The organism is Flavobacterium endoglycinae (assembly GCF_017352115.1).
Classification (GTDB): domain Bacteria; phylum Bacteroidota; class Bacteroidia; order Flavobacteriales; family Flavobacteriaceae; genus Flavobacterium; species Flavobacterium endoglycinae.
This window is the reverse complement of record NZ_CP071448.1, coordinates 1,950,415-1,976,975: the sequence shown is the minus strand read 5'-3', so window position 1 is coordinate 1,976,975 and position 26,561 is coordinate 1,950,415. Positions and strand designations below refer to the sequence as shown.

The window sequence follows — 26,561 nt, the reverse complement described above, 5'->3', positions numbered from 1 at the left end:
TAAAAAATAAAGCTGCAATTTTAGTCAAAAAATATGGAACAAAAAAGCCGCCTATTAACAAAGATACAACATCTTGTTTTTAGGCAGCTATATTTTTAAAGAGAATTTTAATTAAGAATGTTGTGCTTTAAAAGCTTTTAATTTCTCTGTTAGTTTAGGTACGATTTCAAAAGCATCTCCTACTATTCCGTAATCAGCCACTTTAAAGAAAGGAGCTTCTGGATCGTTATTGATTACTACTTTTACTTTAGATGAGTTGATACCTGCAATATGCTGGATGGCTCCTGAGATACCAATCGCAATATACAAGTTTGTTGCAACTGGTTTACCTGTTTGTCCAACGTGTTCGCTGTGAGGTCTCCATCCTAAATCTGAAACTGGTTTAGAACAAGCAGTTGCAGCACCTAAAACTTCAGCTAGATTTTCAACTAATCCCCAGTTTTCTGGACCTTTTAATCCACGTCCGCCAGAAACTACGATATCAGCATCAGCGATAGAAACTTTTCCAGTTACTTTTTCTACAGATTCTACTTTTACACCAAAATCATCATCTCCAATTGATGGACTGAAATCTTCTGCTGTAGCAGCTCCTGCGCTTTCAAAAAGTCCATAAGAGTTTTTAGCTAAACCAAGCACTTTTACATCTGTGCTGATTTCTGTAATGTTGAAAGCTTTGTTTGAGAAAGCATTTCTTTTTACTTGGAAAGGAGAAGTGCTAATTGGTAACCCAACTACATTTGAAGCGAAACCAGCTTCTAAAGCTACCGCAACTAGTGGTGAAAGGTAAATGCTGTCTGTAGTTGAAGATAGTAAAACTAATTTTGTTCCTTCTTTCTGAGCTGCTTGTTTAATAACATCAGCATAAGCTTTTGCATTAAAACCAGCTAATTTATCGTTACTTACTTTAAGAACTTTATCAACTCCGTATTTGCCTAATTCGCTTACATCGCTAACGTTTACAGTTAGAGCTGTAACAGTAGTTCCTAATGATTCTGCTACTTTTTTAGCGTAAGAAGCTAATTCGAAAGCAACTTTTTTAAATTTTCCTTCTGCAGATTCTGCATATATTAATATTGACATAATAATTTTAGATTTTAGATTTGTGATTAACGATTTTAGATTTGTGATTAATGATTTGTGATTAACTCATTTTTGATTTTAAATCTGAAATCAAAAATCGTTAATCTTAATTCATCAATAAATATCTTAAATCACTTTAGCCTCGCTGTGTAATAAATTGATTAACTCATCTAAATTATCTGCAGAAACTAATTTAACTGCTGATTTTGGAGCTGGTTTCTCAAATTTTACCGCTTTTGTATTTACAGCTGCATCAACCGGCTCAAGAATAGTAAGCGCTTTAGTTCTTGCAGTCATAATTCCTCTCATGTTTGGAATACGTAAATCTTTTTCTTCAACAAGACCTTTTTGAGCACCAATAATTAATGGAAGAGCAGTGCCTACAGTTTCTTTACCACCATCAATTTCGCGAATTGCTTTTACGCTGTTTCCGTCAACTGTTAAACCGGTACAAGAGTTTAAGAAGTTATAACCTAAAATTCCTGCAATCATTCCAGGAACCATTCCTCCGTTATAATCTAAAGATTCTTTTCCGGCAATTACTAAATCGTAACCACCATTTTTGATTACTTCAGCTAATTGTTTTGCCACAAAAAAACCGTCAGTAGGATTTGCATTAACACGAATTGCTTCATTTGCACCAATTGCTAAAGCTTTACGCAATGTTGGTTCTGTATCTGGACCTCCAACGTTTACAACTGTTACATTTGCTCCTTGCTGTTCTTGAAACCAGATAGCACGTGTAAGACCGAATTCGTCGTTAGGATTAATTACATATTGTACACCGTTAGTGTCAAATTCTGAGTCACCATTGGTAAAGTTAATTTTTGAAGTAGTATCAGGCACATGGCTGATGCAAACTAGTATTTTCATAAGTATATGTTTTGAATTTGTAATATGCTTTTACAAATTTAGAATTTAATTTGGAATAATTATACTATGCATGCATAATATTTTTGAAAACTATTACGATTTCGGAAATTGCAAAGGTTTAGGTGCTTTTTCTTAAAATAAAAAATGAAAATAAGAGCATTTTGCTTGATTATTAGCATTTTTTGCAACAAAAGCAAAGTTGCGATATGTTAATTTTTCGAATGATTTATACTAGTTTTGGATTTGTTCCGTTATGAAGACAGAATTTGAAGAAACAAGAATTAAACAAATCTGTTGAAGTTTGTATAAAAAGCAGACGAAAACAGCATTAAGTGTGAATTATACGTCTATTATATCGATTTCGTAAATAGCATCATAAACTTTTAAAAGTCAAAACCAAAATCGAGAAAGAACTTAGTGCGATTTTAAATTCAATTTATGCTTTTAAGTTATTTAAAATATTTATTTTTGCTCTTCAGAAAATTCAACATACAATAAAAAATATGAGAACAATACAATTTAGAGAGGCCATTTGCGAAGCGATGAGCGAAGAAATGCGTCGCGATGAATCCATATATTTAATGGGAGAAGAGGTTGCAGAATACAACGGAGCTTACAAAGCTTCAAAAGGAATGCTTGCTGAGTTTGGTGAAAAAAGAGTAATCGATACTCCAATTGCTGAGCTTGGTTTTTCAGGAATTGCAGTAGGTTCTGCAATGAATGGAAACCGCCCTATTGTAGAATATATGACATTCAACTTCTGTTTAGTTGGTATTGATCAAATTATAAATAACGCTGCTAAAATGCGTCAAATGACAGGGGGACAGTTTAATGTGCCTATCGTTTTCCGCGGACCAACAGCTTCTGCTGGTCAATTGGGAGCTACTCACTCACAAGCTTTAGAAAACTGGTTTGCTAACACTCCAGGTCTTAAAGTTATTGTTCCTTCAACTCCTTACGATGCAAAAGGACTTTTAAAATCTGCCATTCGCGACAATGACCCTGTAATTTTCATGGAATCTGAGCAAATGTACGGTGATAAAGGTGAAGTGCCAGACGGAGAATACACAATTCCAATTGGTGTTGCCGATGTTAAACGTGAAGGTAAAGACGTAACTATCGTTTCTTTCGGAAAAATCATTAAAGAAGCTTTCATTGCTGCTGATGAATTAGAAAAAGAAGGAATCTCTTGTGAGATCATCGACTTAAGAACTGTTCGTCCAATGGATAAAGATGCAATTCTTAAATCAGTTAAAAAAACAAATCGTTTAGTAATTCTTGAAGAAGCTTGGCCAGTTGCTAGTATTTCTTCTGAAATCACATACATCGTGCAAGAGCAAGCATTTGATTTCCTTGATGCACCAATTCAACGTATTACAACTGCAGATACTCCTGCGCCATATTCTCCTGTATTGCTTAAAGAATGGTTACCAAATGCAGGTGATGTAGTAAAAGCGGTTAAGAAAGTATTATACAAGTAATACAAATACGAAATACTCATAAAACTTCATCAGACAACATGGATTGGTGAAGTTTTTTTTTACATGATAATGAACAAATTAACTCTACTTCTCTTATATATTGTATTTGCTTTTGCGAATGTTGCTACTGCACAAACTAAGGTGAGTGGAGTTGTTTTGGACAAATCGAATCAGCCTGTACCTTTTGCAAATATTGTTTTTAAAGGCTCAAATACTGGAATCGTTTCAAATGAAGATGGACGTTTCTATCTTGAATCTCCAAACACCTATACTGCTTTACTAGTTTCATCTGCAGGATTTTCAGATAAAGAAGTTCCTCTTGATAAAGCCGTAAATTATAACTTTACGATCGTTTTAAGTGATCCTGAAGCTCTTAGCGAAGTTGTGATTTATACTGGAAAAACATCCAAAAAGAACAATCCGGCAATTGATATTTTAAGGAAAATCTGGGAAAGAAAACGTAAAAATGGACTTTACCAATTCAATCAATATCAAATGCAGAAGTATGAAAAAGTGGAATTTGATATGAACACTATCGATAGTGCTTTCATGAAAAACAAGCTTTTTAAAGGAATGGAATTCGTTTTTGATCATGTTGATACTTCAGATGTTACAGGAAAAACCTATCTTCCGATTTTCATTAACGAATCGGTATATGATGTTTACGGCGATAACAGAATCAAGAAAGTAAAAGAAAACCTTACCGGAAATAAAATGTCTGGTTTCAACGGAAATCAGCAGATTCTGGCTTTTGTAAAAGACCTTTATTCGGATTATAATATTTACGACAATCACCTCAAGTTTTTTGATAAAAGCTTTACGAGTCCGTTGTCAAGAACCGGAATTGATGTTTACAATTACGTTTTAAAAGACAGTGCTTACATTGATAAAAAATGGTGTTTTAATATTGTTTTTTACCCAAGACGTAAAAACGAATTGACTTTTAAAGGTGATTTCTGGGTAAATGATACCACTTTTGCCATCAAAAAAATTAATATGGGTGTTACCAAAAGCGCCAATATTAACTGGGTAAAAGACATTTATATCGAACAGGAATTTGAAGTTGAAAACGATTCAGTTTTTCTTTTGACACGTGATTATATGATGTCTGATTTTGCTTTGAATAAAAAAGAAAAATCAAAAGGAGTGTATGGAAAACGAACAACATTATACCGTAATCATAAATTCAACATTCAGAAACCTGAAAAATTCTATAAAGAAGAAGTCAATTTCATAGATAATGCGGTCTATGAACGACCGCCGGAATTTTGGGAAGAAAATCGTTTTGAGAAATTAAACAAAGACGAAGCTGGTATTTATAAAATGCTCGACACACTGCAAACGGTCAAGCGATTTAAGCAGTTGTATAATATCGTCTCCATTTTAGGAAGCGGTTACGTCGAATTTAAGAACTTCGATTATGGACCTATTTATTCCACATTTGGCTATAATGAAGTTGAAGGTTTACGTTTAAGGGTAGGAGGAAGAACGTATTTTGGACCAAACGATCCTTGGCGTTTACAAGCTTACACGGCTTACGGATTTGATGATAATAAATTCAAATACGGACTTTCGGGAAAATGGATGGTTGACAAGAAAAATCGTGTCATTATTTCTGGAGGAAACAGACGTGATATTGAACAGATTGGAGCAAGTTTAACCACTACAAATGATATTTTAGGTCGAAGTTTTGCTTCTTCGGCATTGTTTACAACCGGAAGTAACGGAAAGCTGACCAATATTAATTTAAGTAACGTTTCGATCGAAATGGAACCTAAAAAGAATTTTATTGTTCAAGCAGGTTTTTCATATCGAACTTTAGAATCGGCTTCGAAGACTTTTAGTCTGGACTATTATACAACATTGCCGAGCGTCGCAAATCCAATGGGAATTGTAAAGAGCGATGTAAAGCAATCAGAAGCCAATATTCAGTTTGAATATATGCCAAACCGTAAAACAATTGGTTACGGAGTAGAAAGAGATTTAGTAGATAGTCCGTTCAGTCATTTCTTTGTAAACTTTAGTTATGGACTTAAAGGGGTTTTTGATAGTGATTTTGCGTACGAAAAAATACAAGTTTTTTATAAACAGCCTATTATCATTGGACCTTTAGGAAGATCCAATATTATTTTGGAAACAGGAAAAACATTCGGTACCATTCCATTAGGATTGATGAGCGTAATTCCGGGTAACCAAACTTATTTTACAATCGAAAATACATTCAGTAACTTGAATTTCTACGAATTCGTTACAGATCAATATACAACCCTGCAGTGGAATCATGATTTTGGAGGAAGATTATTTGCCAGAATTCCATTTATGAGAAAATTGAATTGGAGAGAATTTGTTGGTGTGAGAGCCGTTCACGGAACAATTTCTGATGCCAACCGCGCAATCAATGCTTCTGGATTGCCTTATAACGCTCCGGAAAAAGTATATTATGAATACCATGCTGGAATTGGAAATATTTTCAAAGTATTCCGTATCGATTTTTCTTGGAGAGGAAATTATCTGGATATGCCAGACGCTCATAAATTTGCAGTAAAAGGATCTTTTGGATTCTACTTTTAAAAAGTTGCAAAGGCTCAAAGCTACAAAGTCGCAAAGGTTTTAAATCTTTGCGATTTTTTTGTTTCTAGCTTTTGATAATCATTGAGATTCCAGATCAGATTTTTATCTGCTTAATCTGCAAAATCTGCGAGAGATAAAAAAACTTAGCGATTTGGCGACTTTGCGGGAACTAACTCCATTTTTCTTAAATTTGATTTACTTTCGAAAACTATAATCATGCAAGAAGCCATAGATTTTCTTTCATCCAAAAGTCCAGTATTTCTAGAGATAATCGAAAAATACGGATTACCACCAATTCCAAGACGTCCGCAAGGTTTTGAAACCTTGGTTTTGTTGATATTGGAGCAGCAGGTTTCTATTGATTCGGCGAAAGCCACATTTTTTAAAATCAAAGCTTATAAAACCTGTAATCCCGAAAATATGGCGGTTTTATCTGATGAAGAATTTAGAAGCTTAGGAGTAAGCCGTCAGAAAACAAAATACATTAAAATTTTAGCCGAAGCAGTTCTCAATAAAGAATTGGATATTGAAGGACTCGCTTTAAAAACAGCAAGAGAAGTCAGGGAAGAACTCATCAAGCTAAAAGGCATTGGAAACTGGACAATCGATATCTATTTAATGTTCTGTCTTGAAGAACCCGATATGATTCCGCTTGGTGATATTGCGGTCGTAAATACCATGAAAGAACTATTCAATATTCACGATAAACAGGAAATGGAAATCCATGCAGAACAGTGGAGTCCATATAGATCTTATGCGACCTATTTGCTCTGGCATCATTACTTAACAAAGCGAAACAGGAAAATCACCTATTAACTGTCTGTTATATAAAAAGAAAAGTATATTAATTAATGTATAAATACACAGATTAATATACTTTTTTCATTGTGAAAAGGGATTCTTTAATTACTTTTGCAATCGAAATTTTAGAAATAATAAAAAACGAAAATGACCGCAGACAAACTAACGACTTTCGATGTATTAATCGAAATCCCAAGAGGTAGCAGAAATAAATATGAGTACGATTTTGAAATCAAAAGAATGCGTTTCGACAGAATGCTATTCTCTTCAATGATGTACCCAGCAGATTACGGATTTATTCCAGAAACGCTAGCTTTAGATGGCGACCCTCTTGATGTATTGGTTTTAGTAAACGAACCAACATTCCCTGGATGTGTTATGGAGGTAAAACCAATTGGGGTTTTCCACATGGCAGATGATAAAGGACCAGACGAAAAAATTATTTGTGTACCAGTATCAGATCCAATCTGGAATTCATTAAACGATCTTTCTGATATTAACCCGCACTTAGTAAAAGAAATTGAGCACTTTTTCCAAGTTTACAAAGACCTTGAAAACAAAAAAGTAGATGTAGAAGGATGGGGAGATGTTAAAGAAGCTTACGAAATTATCGCTGAATGCACTAAACGTTTTGATGATATTGAAAATAAACCGGCAGGATTATTCAGTATTAAATAATTAAAGCATACATATTTTATAAAAAAAGCAATACCCCGTCAGGAGTATTGCTTTTTTGTTTAAATTCGTTATAGTCAGTTTATTTACTATTAACCATAACCATTAAAATATTATGAATGCATTTATGATTTACCTGCCAATTGTTATGGCAGTTTTAGGATTACTTTTCATGGGAATTAAAAGGAGTTGGGTTTTAAAACAAGATGCCGGTGATGGTAAAATGAAAGAGATTTCAGATTACATCTATGAAGGAGCCTTAGCCTTTCTGAAAGCCGAATATAAACTATTAACCATCTTCGTAATTATTGCGAGTTTGGCACTTGCAGGAATTACTTTTATTCCAGGTGTAAAAACTCATTTATTAATCGTAATAGCATTCATCTTTGGCGCTTTATTTTCGGCTTATGCTGGAAATATCGGAATGAAAATAGCCACTAAAACAAACGTTAGAACTACTCAGGCAGCACGTACGAGTTTGCCGCAGGCTTTAAAAGTTTCTTTTGGCGGTGGAACTGTAATGGGACTTGGAGTAGCAGGATTAGCCGTTTTAGGATTAACTGCCTTTTTTATTATTTTCTTTAATTTATTTTCAGACGGAGTTTGGAAAGATACAGATACCATGACCGTTGTGTTGGAAACTCTTGCAGGGTTTTCACTTGGTGCAGAGTCTATTGCTTTGTTTGCACGTGTTGGAGGCGGAATTTACACTAAAGCAGCCGATGTTGGTGCCGATTTAGTTGGTAAAGTTGAAGCAGGAATTCCAGAAGATGATCCTCGTAATCCAGCAACAATTGCAGATAACGTAGGAGATAACGTAGGAGACGTTGCTGGTATGGGAGCTGATTTATTTGGTTCTTATGTGGCAACTGTTCTAGCAGCTATGGTTCTTGGAAATTATGTGATAAAAGATATGGGCGGAAGTATTAACGATGCTTTCGGCGGAATCGGACCCATTTTACTTCCAATGGCAATTGCCGGTTTCGGAATCCTATTCTCAATTATTGGAACAACATTAGTAAAAATATCAGATGATAATGCGAAAGAAGCACAAGTTCAGAAAGCATTAAATATAGGAAACTGGGTTTCTATTGTTTTAACAGCTGTGGCTTGTTTTTTCTTGGTTCAGCACATGTTACCAGAAACAATGCAGATGACTTTTTTCGGAGAAGGTTCTAAAGCCATTTCGTCAATGCGTGTTTTTTATGCGACATTGGTTGGATTAGTTGTGGGCGGTGCTATTTCATCTGTAACAGAATATTATACCGGATTAGGAACAAAACCAGTTTTGGCAATCGTTCAAAAATCATCAACAGGAGCAGGAACAAATGTAATTGCAGGTTTGGCAACGGGAATGATCTCTACGTTTCCAACTGTTTTGTTATTCGCAATCGCAATCTGGATTTCGTATGTTTTAGCAGGATTTTATGGAGTAGCTTTAGCGGCTTCTGCTATGATGGCCACAACAGCTATGCAATTAGCTATCGATGCTTTCGGGCCAATTTCTGATAATGCTGGAGGAATCGCAGAAATGAGCGAATTACCAAAAGAAGTTCGTACCAGAACTGATATTTTAGATTCGGTAGGAAATACAACAGCAGCTACCGGAAAAGGATTTGCTATTGCTTCTGCGGCATTAACTTCATTGGCTTTATTTGCCGCTTATGTAACTTTTACCGGAATTGACGGAATCAATATTTTTAAAGCGCCGGTTTTAGCGATGCTATTTGTCGGCGGAATGATTCCAGTTGTTTTCTCAGCTTTGGCTATGAATTCAGTTGGAAAAGCCGCAATGGATATGGTGTACGAAGTCCGACGTCAGTTTAAAGAAATTGCCGGAATTATGGAAGGAACAGGAAAACCAGAATATGGAAAATGTGTTGAAATTTCTACAAAAGCCGCTTTACGCGAAATGATGCTTCCGGGAGTTTTAACCATTGGTTTCCCAATTGCTATTGTGCTTTTAGGCAAATTAGTGTATTCAGACAACAATCAATTAATTGCTGAAATGTTAGGAGGATATATGGCTGGAGTTACTGTGTCTGGTGTACTTTGGGCAGTTTTTCAAAACAATGCCGGAGGTGCTTGGGATAATGCTAAAAAATCTTTTGAAGCAGGAGTGATGATCAATGGTGAAATGACGTACAAAGGTTCAGATGCACATAAAGCTGCTGTAACCGGAGATACAGTTGGAGATCCGTTTAAAGATACTTCTGGGCCTTCCATGAATATTTTAATCAAATTAACTTGTTTAATAGGATTAGTAATTGCTCCAATTTTAGGAGAAGGACACACACCAACAGATATCGCAGGAAAAGCTTCTTGCTGTGCTAAAACAGAAATGCATGCAGGAATCTCGAAATGTGGCGATATGTCGGGAATGACAAAAGAAGAATGTATTAAAATGTGCAAAGAAAAAGGATGTTCAGCAGAAGAAACTGCTAAATGTCTGGCTCATTTTGATGCAAACGGAAAATATGCTCATTCCGAAAGTGAATCGGTTCGTGTTGAGGTTAAAAACATCAACGGCAAAACAACTGGAACCGTGACTAAAACAGTTGATGGCAAAACCACAACCGAAGTTTTTGAAGGAACTGAAGAAGAAGTTTTAGCAAAAGTTGAAACCGCAAAATAATAACTTTGTCAAAGTTTAAACTTTGACAAAGTTTCTTAAAACAAAAAGCCTCTAAATTGTTTTAGAGGCTTTTTTTATGATTTTTTTTAGTTCATATGCTCAAAATAGGAAGTATTTAAAGTAGTAAAAGATAGCTTAATTATTTTTTTTGCATTTACGTTAAATGTCCTAAAGTGTTATTTTAAAAACTTCTTGTGGCTATTGGAGCCTTATTATTTAAAATATTTTTACAGTATAAAGAAATAGTAAAAGCCAAAATAGTATAGAAATTTTTTAAAATTAAGAAATGAAAAAAATAATGTGTATGCTGTTATTAATGCAGGGTGGATTTATGATCGCGCAGACAAAAACGGTAGTAAGTCCTTATGGAGAAAAAATACAGATTAACCCGTATGTTAATAACGGATTGGAAGCTAATAATGGCTATGTGCAGTTAGGTGGTGCTTTAACAAAACCTTCTGTTTTAACTACTACTAGTGATTTTACTTTAGCAATAGAGGGATTAATCGCTGGTTCTGCTACAGATAATATTTTAGTAGTAGATTCAAATAATATTTTAAGAAAAGTTAGTGCTTCTTCATTAACGGCAACAGATTGGAATTTGTTAGGAAATGCAGGCACAAATTCCTCGGTTAACTTTTTAGGGACTACAGATAATCAGCCTCTTCAATTTAAAATTAACAATACAAATGCAGGTAAGGTATCTACTGCAACAACTTCTTTTGGTTACAATGCTCTCAATCCTGTTTCGACAGGTACAGCAAATACAGCTTTCGGAACTTCGACATTGGCTGCTAATAACGACGGATCGTTTAATACAGCTATGGGGTATTTAGCTTTATCAGGTAACACTTCAGGCAGTGGAAATGTAGCTTTTGGATATAACTCTGGCAGTAACATTACAACAGGTGGAAACAATATTATAATAGGTTCTGGAACTACAGCTAATGTAAGTTCGCCAACAGCAAGCAATGAAATGAACATTGGCAATACCTTGTTTGGTACTGCGGTTAACAATACAATAGGAACAGGAAAAATAGGAATAAATACCAATGCGCCAACAGCAGCTATGGATGTAAATGGTTATGCAAGAGTTCGTACAATGGATACAGGTACTGTAACAGATAATGTTGTAACGGTAGACAGTAATGGTAATTTGCGTAAAATATCGCAAATTGATGCTTCAGCGGTTACATTAGGTTTTGCAAAATTAGGCGCTGGTGCTGATCTTGTTCCTTATGGAGCATATATTTATACAGGTACAACGATTACTTTACCACCAGGTAAATGGCTGGTAAGTATAAATATGTTAGCTACTAAGTCGTCTGGAACATTAGCTGCAACAGGTTCAAATGAAAGTTGGTGGATACGTTCTGGCTTCAGTGATACCTCTACTTCGTATGTTAGTAGTACAGATATTATTTCTACAAATTCCCTTTTAAGTGGTTTATTGCCACCAAGTAGTTATTATGCAATGACGATGGGAACTGTAATTATTAGCAATACTACTGGCGCTAATAAAACCTATTATTACTGGGCAGGAAATGCATGGTGTGTTAATGGAGCAGGTACAGTGTTAAAGTATGGAGGTAGTAACTGGGGTGAAGACTATATTACATTTCAAAAAATCAATTAAATATCATAAAAAGAGAGGCTGTCTAATTTTAGGCAACCTCTCTTTTTATAAATTAAACTATTTTAGATTAAAACAACCCGTTTAATTCAGCATCAATTCGATTAATGATGTTTCCTAAATCTTCCGGATTATCGACAAAATTAATATTGTCAACATCAATAATTAATAACCTTCCTTTAGTATACGTTTGAATCCATGCTTCATATCTTTCGTTCAAACGGCTTAAATAATCGATAGAAATAGAGTTTTCATATTCACGTCCGCGTTTGTGAATCTGTCCCACTAAATTTGGAATGGAACTTCTTAAATAAATCAATAAATCTGGAGCTTTTACCAGCGATTCCATCAATTCAAACAAAGAAGTATAGTTTTCAAAATCACGGCTTGTCATTAATCCCATGGCATATAAATTGGGAGCGAAAATATGCGCATCTTCATAAATCGTTCTGTCCTGAATGATTTTCTTTCCACTTTCGCGAATTTGCTGCACTTGGCGAAAACGACTGTTCAAGAAGTAAATTTGTAAATTAAAAGACCAGCGTTCCATCTGGTGGTAAAAATCGTCTAAATACGGATTATCAACTACATCTTCATAGTGCGGTTCCCACTTAAAATGTTTGGCTAATAATTTGGTTAAAGTTGTTTTTCCTGCGCCTATATTTCCTGCTATTGCTATGTGCATTACGGTATTACGATTTTATAATTTACAATTTGTTTGGCTGTAAAAATAGATAAAATTTGGTCTTTGTAATAGAATTTGTCGAACGATTTTTCTAAAATTTCAATTTCAAAAACACGGTTAGAATCTTCTTTACTGATATCACTGAAAAACAAGGAATTGTCCTTGCTGAAAACGTATTTTTGAGTATCAATTATTTCCATTTTTTCGAAATCAGAAACAGTTCCCAAACTCGAAATTTTGCCAAAGATATTACATGAAAACCAGTTATTTTTTTTATCAATCCAATAGAACGTATTAAAGTCGGTTTGGTAATATTTAATTACTTCTGTAAGCGGAATTGAAACGGTTTTGTATTCATTTTTTAAATAATCAAAAAGTCCGATCTGCTGGTTTAAAGTATTGTAAACCCAAAGCTGGTTTTGAGTAGACATTCCTACCGCACTTGCGACAATTGGAACAGGATTTTGAGAGAAATTAATTTCCGTCATTTTATTCAGCTGGTTGTCTAATAAAACACAACTGTTGAAATCTTCATAAAAAAGCACAATTTTAAGCGGATTCTGAATGTCAACGTTTGTAATATTTCCCAGAGAAACATTCTTATATTCAAAAACTTCATTACCTTTTATTTTACTAAAAACATTGTTTTTGATTTGATAGGAATAACCAAATGAATCATAACCAATGAATTTATCAACATCAGCCGTAAATTTTGAAACAAGAATAGGAGTAATTTTTTGGTTCTGGCCCAAAATCGAAGAGAACGAACACGCACTAAACAACAATAAAATAACTAGACGCATTGTTTTACTCATAATGATGCAATTTCAAAGAGCCAAAGTACAAAAACTAGACATAAGTAGGTTTTAAAATGACGGATTTACTCAATTTTAGCATTTAAACCTTTATAAATTACAATAGTCTTACAAAAATGTGATTTTGTCGATGCCATTTTGGAATTGATATATTTAACTTTCAGTATTTTAAAATTAGTAATAAATTTGATTGTAAGTTTTAATGGACTTACAACTTTTTAAACCCACAAAAGATGAAAAAACTATCATATTTACTTTTAGTATTGGCTTTCAGTCAAATACAAGCACAAAAAGATTTTCAAGGAATGGCCGTTTACGAGACCAAAACTCAGCCGCCTAAATTTGAAGGCATGAGAGCCGGAAACCGCGATATTACACCTGAAATGCAGAAAAACATCGAAGAACGAATGAAGCAGATGCTTGAGAAAACGTTCATTTTGAATTTTGACAAATCAGCTTCAATATACAAAGAAGAAGAAAAACTTGAAACTCCGGGACAAGGAAACGGCGGTATGCGTATGATGATGAGCTCTATGATGGGTGGTGGAGGTACATTTTATAAAGATGTAAAAAACAAAACCTATACCGTTGATAAAGAATTTATGGGGAAAGAATTTTTGGTAGTTGATTCCCTGCCAAAACTAGATTGGAAACTGGAACAGGAAACCAAACAGATTGGAGGCTATAATTGTTACAAAGCAACAGCTGTAAAACAAGCCAGTAAAACTGATTTTAGAAATTTCAGACCTAAAAACAACGAAACTAAAAAGACGGATGAAGCCAAGAAAACTTCAGGAGAAACCAAAACGAATTTTGAGGATAATTTCGAAATACCAAAAGAAATCGTAATTACAGCTTGGTATACGCCAGAAGTTCCCGTAAACCAAGGACCTGAAAATTATTGGGGACTTCCTGGATTAATTTTAGAAGTGAATGACGGAAGAACTACTATTTTATGTTCTAAAATTGTTTTGAATGCCAAAGATAAAGTAGAAATAAAACCGTCTAAAAAAGGAAAAGTAATTTCTCAGAAAGATTATGATGAAACCGTAATTAAAAAAATGGAAGAATTTAGAGAAATGAACCGCGGACGTGCGGGTGGACCGCCGCCAATGGGAAGATAAATAGTCTTCTAATTATTATCTATTTCTAAGCTTTTTTAATGAACAAAATATATTTTTTCTTCGCCTTTTTAATTACCTCTTTTTCATTTTCTCAAAGTGTTCGTTTTGATGGTTTCATTCAGGACGAACAAAAGAATCCGTTGGAAATGGCCAATATCATGGCTGTAAACAACACTACAAAAGCAATGGATTCGTATGGGATTACGAATGATAAAGGAAAATTTCAGCTTACTTTAAAACCCAACACCTCGTATACGGTTAAGGTAAGTTATTTGGGAATGAAATCTAAAGAAATTGCGGTGGTCACCAAAGCCGAAAACATGACGCAGAATATCGTAATGGATGGTGCCGGAATCGAACTTGCAGGTGTGGAAATTGTCCGCGAAATGCCTGTTTCCATAAAAGGAGACACAATCGTTTATAATGCTGATTCTTTCAAATCAGGAACTGAAAAAAAGCTGGAAGACGTTTTGAAAAAGTTGCCGGGAGTTGAGGTGAATGCCGATGGTGAGATTGAAGTAGAAGGAAAAAAAGTCAGCAAATTGATGGTAGAAGGAAAAGATTTTTTTGATGGAGATACCAAATTAGGCGTTAAAAATATTCCCGCAGATGCTATTGATAAAGTTCAGGTTTTACGAAATTTTAATGAAGTAAGCGCTTTAAAAGGACTCGAGAACGATCAGGAAAATGTGGCGATGAATATTAAACTAAAAGAAGGTAAAAAGAACTTTTGGTTTGGAGATGTAACCGCTGGAATAGGCGTTGCCGAATTGGACAGTCGGTATATCATCAATCCGAAGTTGTTTTATTACAGTCCCAAATACAGTATTAATTTAATTACGAATTTTAATAATATTGGCGAACTGCCTCTTACAGCTCAGGACTATTTCAAATTTACCGGAGGATTTAAAAATCTGATGAAAAAAGGAGGAAGCAGTTTTAATGTTTCTTCAAATGATCTCGGAATTTCCATCTTACGAAACAATCGTGCAAAAGAAATCGAAACAAAATTTGGCGCGACCAACTTTTCGTATTCCCCAACCAAAGAATGGACTCTAAGCGGTTTCGGGATTCTTTCTTCCTCAAAAACCGATTTAGAAACCAAATCACAGACTACAATTTTAGAGTCAGGAGATCAGCAGAAAAGAGACGAACTTACCCATCAAAAAAACAATCTAGGATTGTTTAAGCTGAGTTCAACCTACAAACCGAATACAAAACTTCAGTTTGATTATGATGTTTTAACAAAATTATCAAAACAGGATGAAGATACAGATTTGTTGCGTGAATCGGTTGTAAATAATATTTCGGCGGTTGAAACTATTTTGACAGAAAAGAAACAAGATCCAACCTCAATAAACCAAAATCTGAGTTTGTATTATACACAAAGCGATAAAAATATTTTTGCTTTTGAAATGCAGCATTTGTATCAGGATGAAAACCCGTTTTACAATGCTAATTTAAAATCACAGCCTTTTGATTTATCGGGATATATTTCAGGACAAAACCGAAATGATCTTAATCAGGATCGTTTTGTAAAAACGAATAAAGTAGATGCTAAACTGGATTACTATTATATGGTGACACCAAAAAGCAATTTCAACATTACATTAGGAAATACGTATTCATATCAGAACTTTAATTCGCATATTTTTCAGATGCTGGATAATGGTGACCGAAATGATTTAAATACACCAGAAAACAATAATGATGTTGATTATAGTTTTAATGATGTTTTTCTTGGGTTTCATTACAAAATCCTGACTGGAAAATTCACTTTTACGCCAGGTGTAAGCGTGCATTCGTATCAAATGACCAATTCGCAGCTGGGATCGGATTATTCACAGAATTTCGTAAAAGTACTGCCTGATTTCTTTGCCTTATACCAAATTAAAAAATCAGAAACATTGACTTATAATTTTTCATTGTCAAACGATTTTACCGATATCAATCAGTTAGCTGCAGGTTATGTTTTATCGGATTACAGCAGTTTGTTTCGTGGAAATCGCTTCCTGGAAAATGCAACATCGCAAGTACATTCGCTGCGTTATTTTAAATACAATATGTTCAATTTTGAGAACATTTTTGCCAATGCAACGTATACTAAAAAAGTAGATGCTATTAAAACACAAGCTGATTTTACAGGAATTAATCAATCATCATCTCCATACAATTCCAATTTAGCCGATGAAACTTTTTCAGGAATGGGAAGCTACGGACGTTCTTTCTTAAAAAATTACAAAGCATCGGCAAGTGCGAGTTTAAACTGGTCAAAATTCAACAACATTCAAAATGATAAATTAGCAACAACCGAAAGTTTTGTACAGAGTTATACGGTAAGAGCTTCGACTAATTATAAAAACCTGCCCAATATTGAATTTGGTTACAATCTTTTGGTGAATAAATACAGCGGTTCGACATTTTATACCGACAAGCCTTTTGCCAGATTAGATTACTATTTTCTGGATAGTTTCTCTTTTGTTTCAGAGTACGAATTCTACCATTATTACAACGGAAATAAATCGGTTAATAATGAATACGATTTCTTAAGTGCGAGTTTAATCTATCAGAAGAAAAACAGCAAATGGGAATATAAAGTTTCGGCAACCAATCTGTTAAATACAAGATATCTCAATGATGACAGCTTTTCGCAGTTTTCAACTCGAGTTTCTCAATACACGGTACAGCCTCGTTACATCATCTTTTCGATGAAATATAATTTATAGTAATTTAACTACATATTAATAATGCAGAGTGATTTGTTTTATAGAAGAATAGAATATCTTTGTGAAGTTATTAACTACAAAATTTAAATCATGCGCAATTTTATATGGAGTTTAGTATTGTTTTCTTCGTTGACAACGGTTTCCTATTCTCAAATTAAAAACCTTGAAAAAGGAACTTATCTTTCTGTAAACAAAGGTCAAAAAATAAAGCTGAATTTATTAGATGACAGTAAATATGAATTGGTTTTTTACACTGGCAGTTACGAAATAAAAGGAGATTCTTTGGTTTTTATAAACAATCCATCGTCAGAGAACAATTTTAATCTTTCTTATAAGAATGATAAAAAAGCAAAAAATATAAAAATCAAGTTTTTAGATCCTTCTTATTATTCCTTTTACATTGGAACTCAAAATGGTACTGAAGACGTAAAATATCAAAAACTTTCTGACATCAGAACTAAACAAGATCCTGACTGGGAAAAAACAGATTTAGAATTTGAAATTGATAAAGCAGATTTTATCTATCTGGTTTACGAAGATTACTATAATCCTGCGACTGTTGCAAAATATGCAGTGCCAAAAGAGGTTTCTGAGATCACAATCAGCTATGAATTGGGTGCTGTGACTGATTTAAAATTGGCAGGTTTTTTCGATAAATCGAAAAATGAATTGCAAATTTCTGAACCTTCAGGAAAAAATCCACTTGTTTTTGTTAATGAAAAAAATCCACAGCCAGTTAAAAAAGTAGGCGTTACGCCTATTGAAACCAAATCTGTTCCAAACTGGACTTATGTAGGCAAAGAAGATTATGCGTTAGGAAATTATAACTACGATACAGACATTGTTCCTGCAGACAGCACGGCAATTGCAGACTATGCTGTAGCTCCGCCGGCAGCTTCAAATTATGATTTTAAATTAAAAATAGAGAATAGCTTAAGTAATGCACTTAAAGCGACCAAAGAATCAAGCACCAATAAATATCTGGTAGTTTATAAAGACAGTAATAAAACAGCCAAAGAAAGCTTTGATAAGTTTGTAAAAGATCAGGAAACACAAACAGGATATAATATGTATGATGCATACAATCCGCAGTATGATGTTTATAATTTTTATCTCGCTGGAGACGATGACAAAAAATGGCTTAAAAACAATAAAATTACCAATGATCCAAGTGTAATTGTAGTAAATGCAAACGGTGATGTATTGGGAAGCGCCAAATCTGATTTGTCAACACAGCAATATCAGTTTAGTTATTATGGAGATCTTTACAGAAGATTACAGCGTGCAGATGCTTTTGTTTCTATTGATAAAACCTTTAAAAACAAAAAAGCAAACGATGAAGATTTAATCAGAGCCTTTAATAAAGCTGCTTTATTGGAAAGTTCGTATGACTATGATTCTGAATATACTCCAGACGCTAATTCGACTGAATTTATTGTTACAAAAGCAAGTGTAGATAAAAAAGACGTTGCTCAAGCTTGGAAAAAACTAATTGAAGCGCACCAAAAAGATACAAAACCCAATATGTATCTGGCTGAAACCATTTTAAGAGAAATCAAAAATCAAGGTTTTACAAAACAGCTTTTCAACCAAGACAAAACCCTTAATGATACTGATTTTCTTGCCATAGATTATCTTTTAAAACATTCGGATAAAATTGAAGAAGGCCGTGCAGCGTTTAATCAAGCAAAAGGTGATAATTCATATGTTATTATGGGTAATCCTATTTCAGAAATTTCTACAGCTTTGCAACAAAGTGTTTATAACAGCCAAAATGGAATTTCGGGTGATGTAAATAAGGAAAAAATCAATTCAATTTATAAAAACATAATTGCATCAGGAAAAGGGAATTTTGAAGCATACCGAAATTATTTCGAATATTTAAGCCAGGTTCAAGATAAAGACGGCTCAAACACCACTTATTTAAGAGAATTTAAAACCTATTTCGAATCTAAATTAGCTTCACCAAGTCCAATTGAAAAATTAGACGCTATGTATACAGACTTGGATCCAACTTCGGAGTACGCCTATAACGGATGGAGTTCATTCAAAGAATACCATTCAAATATCTGTAATTCTGCTGCGTGGACAGTGGTTGAAAAACCTCTAAATTCTAGCTTTATTAAAGATGCCATTAAATGGTCAGAATATAGTTTGGTAGTTACCAAAAACAATCCGTATTATTTAGATACTTTGGCACAGCTGTATTATAAAGACGGGCAAAAAGACAAAGCAATTGCAACACAGACTCTTGCTGTAAAATATTTAGACTCAAATGTTGAAGAAACAACTGCAAATGAAATAAAAGAAGTTTTGAATAAAATGCAGAACGGAACGTACTAAAAGTATTTAAAATCTTAAAATAGAATCCAATGACTTAATAAGTTGTTGGATTTTTTTGTAATATTTAATTTACAAATTATGATTTTTTTGGCTTTAATTGAATAGTAATAAAATAATTTTGCAAGATATAACTTATAAAAAATAATTATTAGTCATGCGCAATTTTATATGGAGTTTTTTGTTGTTTTTTTCGTTGACAACAATTTCCTATTCTCAAACCAAAAGCCTTGAAAAAGGAACTTATGTATCTACAAATAAAGGGCAAAAAGTAAAATTGAATTTATCAGAAGATAATAAATTCGAACTGGTTTATTATACAGGTAAATACGAGATTAAAGGCGATTCGTTGCTATTTGCCAAAAATCAATCTTCAGAGAGCCGTTTTAATCTTTTGTTTAAAAACGATAAAAAAGCAAAAAATATTAAAATTAAGTTTTTAGATCCTTCTTATTATTCTTTTTACATTGGTACGCAAAAAGGAAATGAAGAAATCAAATATCAAAAATTAGCTGATCTTAGAGCAAAATACGATCCTGACTGGAAAAGTGCAGATGTTAAGTTTGAAATAGACAAAACAGATATCCTATATCTAGTTTATGAAAGTTATAGTGGAAAAAGTGATGTTTGTAAATATGCATTGCCAAAAGATGTTTCGGAAATAACAGTCAGTTACGACTTGTCGATTTTGGAAGATTTAAATATTACTGGATTTTTTGATAAAAAAACAAACGAGCTGAAAATTTCTGACCAATCGGGACAAAATCCGTTGGTTTTTATTAATGAAAAAGACTCGCAACCAGTTAAAAATGAAACAATAGTTCCTCTCGAAACAAAATCTGTTACAGACTGGACATATCCAGGTAAAAATACTGACTATTACAGCACTGCGATAGATAGCACAAAAAATGTTGCAATAGATACTACTGCGGTGCCAGCGTATAGTGCAGTAACTCGTAATTCGCATTACGATTTTAAATTAAAGATTGAGAATAATTTAAGTAATGCGCTTAAAGCAACCAAGGAATCAAACAATAAATATTTAGTAGTTTATAACGACAGTAAAAAGACAGCCAAAGAAAGCTTTGATACTTTTATAAAAGATCAAGAAGAAGATACGGGTTATTATATGTATGATGCATACAATTCAGCATATGATGTTTATAACTATTATTTAGCTGGGGAAGGAGATAAAAAATGGTTGAAAACTAATAAAATCACCAATGATCCAAGTGTAATTATTTTAAACACAGAAGGAGATAAGCTTGCTATTGCAAAATCAGACTTGAAAACTCAGAAAGATCAGTTCAATAATTATGGAGATCTTTACAAACGATTACAACGTGCAGATGCTTTTGTTTCTATTGAGAAAACCTTAAAGAACAAAAATGCAAATGATGAAGATTCAATCAGAGCTTTTAACAAAGGGGCTTTATTGGCGGGCACTTATAATTATGATTCTACATACAAGCAAGATGTCAATTCAACAGATTTTATAATTACAAAAACGCCCTTAGATCAAAAAGAAGTAGCCCAAGCTTGGAAAAAACTGATTGAAGCGCACGAAAAAGATACAAAGCCAGATATGTATTTAGTAGAAACAATTATAAGAGAAATCCAAAATGAAGGTTTTACAAAAGGACTTTTTAATAAAGATAAATCCCTTACTGATACTGATTTCCTTGCTATCGATTACGTATTAAAACATTCAGATAAGATTGAAGAAAATCGTGATTCATTTAATGGCCAAGAAATTGAAGTTCATAATATAGGGAATGCTGTTTCGGAAGTTTCAAATGCATTACAGCAAAATAGTTCTGATTCTCAAAACGGAATTTCTAGTGAAATAAACAAACAAAAAATCATTTCGACTTATAAAAAAATCATCGATTCGGGAAAAGCAAATTTCGATACTTATAGAAACTATTTTACATATTTAAGTCAAACTGAAGAAAAAGAAGGTTCTAATACGAAGTACTTAAAAGAATTTAAAACCTTTTTCGATTCAAATTTATCAGGAACAAATCCTATTGAGAAATTAGATACTTTGTTTTCTGGCTTAAATTCAAGTTCTAATTTTGCTTATGATGGTTGGAACTCATTTAAAATTTATAATTCAGATTTATGTAATAATGCGGCATGGTCTATCGTAACGAATCCCATAAATGAAAGTTACCTAAAAGATGCTATCAAGTGGTCAGAATATAGTGTGGCCATAACAAAAAACAATTCGTATTATTTAGATACTTTGGCACAATTGTATTATAAAGATGGGCAAAAAGACAAAGCAATTGCAACGGAAACTCTTGCTGTAAAATATTTAAATTCAGATGTTGATGGAGAAACGGCAAAGGATATTAAAGATGTTTTAGATAAAATGCAGAACGGAACGTATTAAATTTCTAGTATGTAATAAAAAAAGGCTGTCTAAATTTTTAGACAGCCTTTTTTAGTATTTAAAATTCAGATTGAATTATAATCCAAATGCAGCTTTTACTTGGTCAACAAAATCAAGTTTTTCCCATGTAAATAACTCAACAGTAACTGTTTTTTCGTTTCCTCCTGGAGCAGAAAAAGTTTTAGTAACCGTTTCTGGTTTACGTCCCATGTGTCCGTAAGCAGCAGTTTCGCTATAAATAGGATTTCTTAATTTTAAACGTTGTTCAATAAAGTAAGGACGCATATCAAAAATAGCTTCTACCTTTTTAGCGATTTCACCGTTAGTTAAGTTTACTTTAGAAGTTCCGTACGTTTCAATGAAAATTCCCATTGGCTCAGCAACACCAATTGCGTAAGAAACCTGAACTAAGATTTCGTCAGCAACACCAGCAGCCACTAAGTTTTTAGCGATATGACGAGTTGCATATGCACCACTTCTATCTACTTTACTTGGGTCTTTTCCAGAGAATGCACCACCACCGTGAGCACCTTTTCCACCGTAAGTATCCACGATAATTTTTCTTCCTGTTAAACCAGTATCTCCGTGAGGTCCTCCAATAACGAATTTTCCTGTTGGGTTAATATGATAGTTAATTTTATCATTGAATAAGTGAGCGTGCTCTGGGTTCTTAGCAATAATTCTAGGAATCAAGATCTCAACAATATCTTTTTTGATTTTAGCTAACATTGCAGCTTCTTCATCAAAATCATCGTGTTGTGTTGAGATAACAATTGCATCAATACGAGTTGGTTTGTTATCGTCGCTGTATTCTAAAGTAACCTGAGATTTTGCATCTGGACGTAAATAAGTGATTTCCTTATTTTCGCGTCTTAAAATGGCTAATTCTTGTAATAATTTATGAGACAAATCAAGAGCCAATGGCATGTAGTTTTCAGTTTCGTTTGTAGCGTAACCAAACATCATCCCTTGGTCACCAGCACCTTGCTCTTCTGGCTTAGCTCTGTCAACACCTTGATTAATATCTGCAGATTGCTCGTGAATTGCTGAAAGAATCCCACATGAATTCGCTTCAAACATATATTCACTTTTAGTATATCCAATTTTACGGATTACTTCGCGTGCAATTTGCTGAACATCTAAATAAGTATTCGATTTTACTTCACCTGCTAAAACAACCTGACCTGTTGTAACTAAAGTTTCACAAGCTACTTTTGAGTCAGCGTCAAATGCCAAAAAGTTGTCAATTAATGCATCCGAAATTTGATCTGCAACTTTGTCTGGATGCCCTTCACTAACAGATTCTGACGTAAATAAATAAGCCATAATAATGTAATAATAATGTATTAGTTTAAAATTAAGCGGGAAAAATAATTGCTAAAAAGGGCTAAAGGAGAGTTGCTGCTTTAGCATTTTTTACTGCTGAAATTAATCTTTCAGCATTCATAACGAAACCGTTTCATTATGAAGAGGTTGCAATCAGTTCAAATTTTTCCTCTGTTTCGGGTGCAAAGGTATGAAACCATTTTGATTTGCAAATTAAAGTTCAACTTTTTTTATTTTTTATGACAGAAATTTAACATTAACATACTACTTTGATAGGGCAATAGAAAATATTTCTGTTTTTGTTTGGCTGATTAAAAAATAGTTCAGACATTTGCCTCGTTAAAATAAAAAAAGAAATGAAATTTACAGTTTGCAATATGATGTCTTGTAAGATGCCGGAACTATCCGCAGAGACTCTATTGTAACTTTTTTTTGAATAGATATAGAACCTCTGCCAGATCGCAGAGGTTTTTTTTGTTCGAAAAATAAAATTGTAAGACTTTTTTGTAAGCCAAAAACAACTAATTAATCAGTAAAAAGAAATGAAGAAAAATGTTATAATCGTTTTAGGTCTTTTGACTTTTTCAGGAATTTATGCTCAGGATAACAAAACCGAGCAGGATACTTTAAAAAACAATGAATTATCAGAAGTTACCATAATTGGATCGAGAAGTAAAAACCGAGTAAAAACAGATGTGCCTGTTCCGGTTGATGTTTTCAATATCTCTGATATTACAAAAGGAGCGCCACAGACCAGCGTTACCCAGATTTTAAATTACGTTGCGCCGTCATTTACCAGTAACGCAACATCTACAGCAGATGCAACCGATCACGTTGATCCAGCACAATTAAGAGGATTAGGACCAGATCAGGTTTTAATTTTAGTAAACGGAAAAAGAAGACACACCAGTGCTTTAGTAAACATAAACGGATCTCCAGGAAGAGGATCTGTAGGAACAGATTTAAATGCCATTCCCTCTTTTGCTATCGAAAGAATTGAAGTTTTGCGAGATGGAGCCGCTGCACAATACGGTTCGGATGCTATTGCGGGAGTTATTAATATTGTACTGAAAAAGAATGCCAATTATGTTTCTGGAGGAATTCAGTACGGTGCCAACCTATCTTCAGGATCAAATAATTTTAAAGGCGGAGCTGATGGAGAAACCCTTCAAGCCGATTTAAACTATGGAACATCTTTAGGAAAACCAGGAAGTTACTTTAATATTACCGGAAGTGCCATTACAAGACAAACAACCAGCAGAGCAGGAATTAGAAGCAACGCTATTTTTAATGCTTACAACGCAGTAGAAAACAGAGCAGCACAAAATGGAGTTCAAATCAATTCGTTGTTTAGCAATATCAATAACACTTCAAACTCGGCACAAATTATCAGTTCATTGCAGCAATATGCACCGCAGGTAAGTTATTTTACTCCAGCACAGCAAAATGCCATTTCTTCTGCCACGACAATTGCTCAAATGCAGACCGCTTTGAATTTTGATGTAACGAATAATGAATTAGCCTATAGAGGTCAGGAAAGAAGAGACTATAATATGAGTGTGGGACAGTCAGAACTGGCTTCGGGACAAGCGTATTATAATGCTAAATACCCATTAACCGAAAATACATCTTTATATTCTTTTGGAGGTGTATCTTATAGAAATGGTAAATCATATGCTTTTAATAGACTTCCAAATGGTTCAGGAACTTTCACGCAAGTGTATCAAAACGGATTTTTACCAGAAATAGAATCTAAAATTTTAGATGCTTCTGCAGCAGTTGGAGTGAATACACAATTGTTTGGGTTTGATACTGATTTAAGTACAAATCTTGGAACAAACTCTTTTCAATATGATGTAAACAATACCATCAATGCTACTTTAGGAGTAAATTCTCCAACGAGTTTTGATGCTGGAAAAGTTTCCTTTTTGCAAAGTACAACTAATTTAGATTTCAGTAAAAAGGTAGATGTTTTATCTGGTTTAAACATTGCATTTGGTGGAGAATTCAGATATGAAAACTATCAGATAAAAGCGGGAGAAGAAGCTTCTTATGGATTATATGATGTAAATGGAAGTTTAGTTTCAGGAATTCTGCCAAGTAATTCACCTTTAATTGTTACTGACTTTTTCGGAAACAAACGTGGAGCGGGAGCACAGGGATTTTCAGGATTTCAGCCATCAGATGCTAAAGAAAAAGACAGAAAAAGTGGAGCTGCTTATATCGATCTAGAATTGAATGCTACTGAAAACTGGCTTATAGATGGAGCAGCACGTTATGAAAACTATTCAGATTTTGGAAGTACCGTTACCTTTAAATTAGCTTCTCTTTTAAAATTAACTAACAACATTAACTGGAGAATTTCTGGGCAAACAGGTTTTAGAGCGCCTTCATTACAACAAAAATATTTTGAATCAAGCTCAACACAATTCATCAACGGATCACCATATCAAGTGGGATATTTTACAAATGATTCTCAAGCAGCAAAAAGTATTGGTGTAGAAAACTTAAGGCCAGAAAAATCAAAAAGTATCAGTACAGGATTTACTTTTAAAATTCCAGAAGCCAACATAACTATTGCGACTGATGCTTACTTTACAAGAATCAACGATCGAATTGTATTGTCAGGACAATACGCAAGACCAACAGATGCGCAGATTGCAGCTGCAACATCGCAAGAACAAAAAGATGCATTAACCTTGTTTCAGCAGGCGTTTGATTTAAAAGGAGTTGAAAGGGCTTCTTTCTGGACAAACGGAATTGACTCTGAAACTAAAGGAATAGATTTGGTAATTTCTCAGAAATACGACGTTATTCAAGATTTTGCAATTAAAAATGATTTGGCTTTAAGTTATAATGAAACCAAAAGAGTCGGAGATTTAAATGTGCCGCAATCAATTATCGATGCTGGGGGAGAACCATTTAGATATTCATTCTTCCCAGAATCTAGCCGCATTTATTTAGAAGAAGCTATTCCAAAATTAAAAGCTAATTTAATGACTACTTTCAGTATTAAAAAACTGGATATCTATTTAAGAAACAGCTATTTTGGTAAAGTAACTGATCCAGGAGCGACAGATGTAAATTTAGACGGATCAGCTTCAGTATACGAACACCCAGAATACAGCGCAAAACTAGTAACCGATTTATCATTAGGATATCAAATCAACGAACATTTTAGAGCTACAATTGGATTTAATAATATAGGAGATGTTTATCCAGATAGAAATAATCCGGCAACGCCAGCCTTTACTAATACAACTCCAACTTTATCTCCTGCGCCAAGTACTGATTTAAGCAACGCCAATCAATTTGCGTATTCTAGAGCAGTATCGCAGTTTGGACTAAATGGAAGATTTGGATTTGCCCGTTTGAGCTTTAAATTTTAATCTCCTAAA

16 protein-coding genes are annotated in these 26,561 nt (G+C 33.8%); 11 read left to right on the top strand and 5 right to left on the bottom strand.

The genetic code is table 11. From position 1 onward, the window contains the following. Positions 1-111: 111 nt before the first annotated feature. Positions 112-1,080, bottom strand: coding sequence for an electron transfer flavoprotein subunit alpha/FixB family protein (locus J0383_RS08535; RefSeq protein WP_207297985.1), 969 nt, complete (start codon positions 1,078-1,080; stop codon positions 112-114). A gap of 126 nt (positions 1,081-1,206) precedes the next feature. Further along, the gene (locus J0383_RS08530) at positions 1,207-1,953 is read right to left on the bottom strand and encodes an electron transfer flavoprotein subunit beta/FixA family protein (RefSeq protein ID WP_207297984.1); all 747 of its coding nucleotides are present in this window, start codon (positions 1,951-1,953) and stop codon (positions 1,207-1,209) included. A gap of 503 nt (positions 1,954-2,456) precedes the next feature. On the opposite strand from J0383_RS08530, the gene J0383_RS08525 reads away from it, so the two are divergent. The 6 genes from J0383_RS08525 to J0383_RS08500 all read left to right on the top strand — a co-directional run bounded on the left by J0383_RS08525 (position 2,457) and on the right by J0383_RS08500 (position 11,752). After that, complete coding sequence (locus tag J0383_RS08525; protein WP_207297983.1) at positions 2,457-3,434, top strand: pyruvate dehydrogenase complex E1 component subunit beta; 978 nt, start codon at positions 2,457-2,459, stop codon at positions 3,432-3,434. A gap of 69 nt (positions 3,435-3,503) precedes the next feature. After that, positions 3,504-6,005, top strand: coding sequence for a DUF5686 and carboxypeptidase-like regulatory domain-containing protein (locus J0383_RS08520; RefSeq protein WP_207297982.1), 2,502 nt, complete (start codon positions 3,504-3,506; stop codon positions 6,003-6,005). Between the two features lie 216 nt (positions 6,006-6,221). Further along, a complete protein-coding gene (locus J0383_RS08515) occupies positions 6,222-6,821 on the top strand; it encodes a DNA-3-methyladenine glycosylase family protein (RefSeq protein WP_207297981.1) in 600 nt (199 codons plus the stop codon). A 132-nt stretch (positions 6,822-6,953) separates the two neighbouring features. After that, on the top strand, positions 6,954-7,484 hold the full coding sequence (locus tag J0383_RS08510) for an inorganic diphosphatase (protein WP_012023556.1): 531 nt from the start codon (positions 6,954-6,956) through the stop codon (positions 7,482-7,484). A 112-nt stretch (positions 7,485-7,596) separates the two neighbouring features. Then, positions 7,597-10,116: a sodium-translocating pyrophosphatase gene (locus tag J0383_RS08505; protein WP_207297980.1), complete on the top strand. Its 2,520-nt coding sequence runs from the start codon at positions 7,597-7,599 to the stop codon at positions 10,114-10,116. Between the two features lie 286 nt (positions 10,117-10,402). Continuing rightward, positions 10,403-11,752, top strand: coding sequence for a hypothetical protein (locus J0383_RS08500; protein ID WP_207297979.1), 1,350 nt, complete (start codon positions 10,403-10,405; stop codon positions 11,750-11,752). 67 nt (positions 11,753-11,819) lie between these two features. Here J0383_RS08500 and J0383_RS08495 read toward each other — a convergent pair whose 3' ends face one another. Together J0383_RS08495 and J0383_RS08490 are read right to left on the bottom strand one after the other, a co-directional pair. Beyond that, a complete protein-coding gene (locus J0383_RS08495; protein ID WP_207297978.1) occupies positions 11,820-12,434 on the bottom strand; it encodes a deoxynucleoside kinase in 615 nt (204 codons plus the stop codon). Further along, a complete protein-coding gene (locus J0383_RS08490; RefSeq protein ID WP_207297977.1) occupies positions 12,434-13,249 on the bottom strand; it encodes a hypothetical protein in 816 nt (271 codons plus the stop codon). The genes J0383_RS08495 and J0383_RS08490 overlap by 1 nt, the downstream gene beginning before the upstream one ends. Before the next feature lie 233 nt (positions 13,250-13,482). Between J0383_RS08490 and J0383_RS08485 the strand changes: the two genes are divergently transcribed. The 4 genes from J0383_RS08485 (at position 13,483) to J0383_RS08470 (ending at position 21,837) form a co-directional block, all read left to right on the top strand. Then, the gene (locus J0383_RS08485; protein ID WP_207297976.1) at positions 13,483-14,373 is read left to right on the top strand and encodes a GLPGLI family protein; all 891 of its coding nucleotides are present in this window, start codon (positions 13,483-13,485) and stop codon (positions 14,371-14,373) included. Positions 14,374-14,411: 38 nt separating this feature from the next. After that, positions 14,412-17,099, top strand: a complete 2,688-nt coding sequence (locus J0383_RS08480; protein WP_207297975.1) for a carboxypeptidase regulatory-like domain-containing protein — start codon at positions 14,412-14,414, stop codon at positions 17,097-17,099. A gap of 90 nt (positions 17,100-17,189) precedes the next feature. Continuing rightward, the gene (locus tag J0383_RS08475; protein WP_207297974.1) at positions 17,190-19,442 is read left to right on the top strand and encodes a hypothetical protein; all 2,253 of its coding nucleotides are present in this window, start codon (positions 17,190-17,192) and stop codon (positions 19,440-19,442) included. A gap of 154 nt (positions 19,443-19,596) precedes the next feature. Beyond that, positions 19,597-21,837 (top strand): hypothetical protein, encoded by a 2,241-nt coding sequence (locus tag J0383_RS08470; RefSeq protein WP_207297973.1) that lies wholly within the window; start codon positions 19,597-19,599, stop codon positions 21,835-21,837. A gap of 75 nt (positions 21,838-21,912) precedes the next feature. On the opposite strand, the gene metK is transcribed toward J0383_RS08470, so the two are convergent. Next, positions 21,913-23,163 carry a methionine adenosyltransferase gene (metK, locus tag J0383_RS08465; RefSeq protein WP_207297972.1) on the bottom strand — a complete coding sequence of 417 codons (1,251 nt, stop codon included), beginning with the start codon at positions 23,161-23,163 and terminating at the stop codon, positions 21,913-21,915. A 542-nt stretch (positions 23,164-23,705) separates the two neighbouring features. Between metK and J0383_RS08460 the strand changes: the two genes are divergently transcribed. Beyond that, positions 23,706-26,552, top strand: a complete 2,847-nt coding sequence (locus tag J0383_RS08460) for a TonB-dependent receptor plug domain-containing protein (protein WP_207297971.1) — start codon at positions 23,706-23,708, stop codon at positions 26,550-26,552. Positions 26,553-26,561 lie beyond the last annotated feature (9 nt).

What these genes read in the sequence shown, in the direction of transcription:
- J0383_RS08475 (WP_207297974.1), top strand. Translation starts at nt 17,190, where the DNA reads ATGCGCAATTTTATATGGAGTTTAGTATTGTTTTCTTCGTTGACAACG.
- J0383_RS08510 (WP_012023556.1), top strand. Translation starts at nt 6,954, where the DNA reads ATGACCGCAGACAAACTAACGACTTTCGATGTATTAATCGAAATCCCA.
- J0383_RS08485 (WP_207297976.1), top strand. Translation starts at nt 13,483, where the DNA reads ATGAAAAAACTATCATATTTACTTTTAGTATTGGCTTTCAGTCAAATA.
- metK (WP_207297972.1), bottom strand. Translation starts at nt 23,163, where the DNA reads ATGGCTTATTTATTTACGTCAGAATCTGTTAGTGAAGGGCATCCAGAC.
- J0383_RS08470 (WP_207297973.1), top strand. Translation starts at nt 19,597, where the DNA reads ATGCGCAATTTTATATGGAGTTTTTTGTTGTTTTTTTCGTTGACAACA.
- J0383_RS08500 (WP_207297979.1), top strand. Translation starts at nt 10,403, where the DNA reads ATGAAAAAAATAATGTGTATGCTGTTATTAATGCAGGGTGGATTTATG.
- J0383_RS08525 (WP_207297983.1), top strand. Translation starts at nt 2,457, where the DNA reads ATGAGAACAATACAATTTAGAGAGGCCATTTGCGAAGCGATGAGCGAA.
- J0383_RS08535 (WP_207297985.1), bottom strand. Translation starts at nt 1,080, where the DNA reads ATGTCAATATTAATATATGCAGAATCTGCAGAAGGAAAATTTAAAAAA.
- J0383_RS08460 (WP_207297971.1), top strand. Translation starts at nt 23,706, where the DNA reads ATGAAGAAAAATGTTATAATCGTTTTAGGTCTTTTGACTTTTTCAGGA.
- J0383_RS08490 (WP_207297977.1), bottom strand. Translation starts at nt 13,249, where the DNA reads ATGAGTAAAACAATGCGTCTAGTTATTTTATTGTTGTTTAGTGCGTGT.
- J0383_RS08480 (WP_207297975.1), top strand. Translation starts at nt 14,412, where the DNA reads ATGAACAAAATATATTTTTTCTTCGCCTTTTTAATTACCTCTTTTTCA.
- J0383_RS08515 (WP_207297981.1), top strand. Translation starts at nt 6,222, where the DNA reads ATGCAAGAAGCCATAGATTTTCTTTCATCCAAAAGTCCAGTATTTCTA.
- J0383_RS08530 (WP_207297984.1), bottom strand. Translation starts at nt 1,953, where the DNA reads ATGAAAATACTAGTTTGCATCAGCCATGTGCCTGATACTACTTCAAAA.
- J0383_RS08505 (WP_207297980.1), top strand. Translation starts at nt 7,597, where the DNA reads ATGAATGCATTTATGATTTACCTGCCAATTGTTATGGCAGTTTTAGGA.
- J0383_RS08495 (WP_207297978.1), bottom strand. Translation starts at nt 12,434, where the DNA reads ATGCACATAGCAATAGCAGGAAATATAGGCGCAGGAAAAACAACTTTA.
- J0383_RS08520 (WP_207297982.1), top strand. Translation starts at nt 3,504, where the DNA reads ATGAACAAATTAACTCTACTTCTCTTATATATTGTATTTGCTTTTGCG.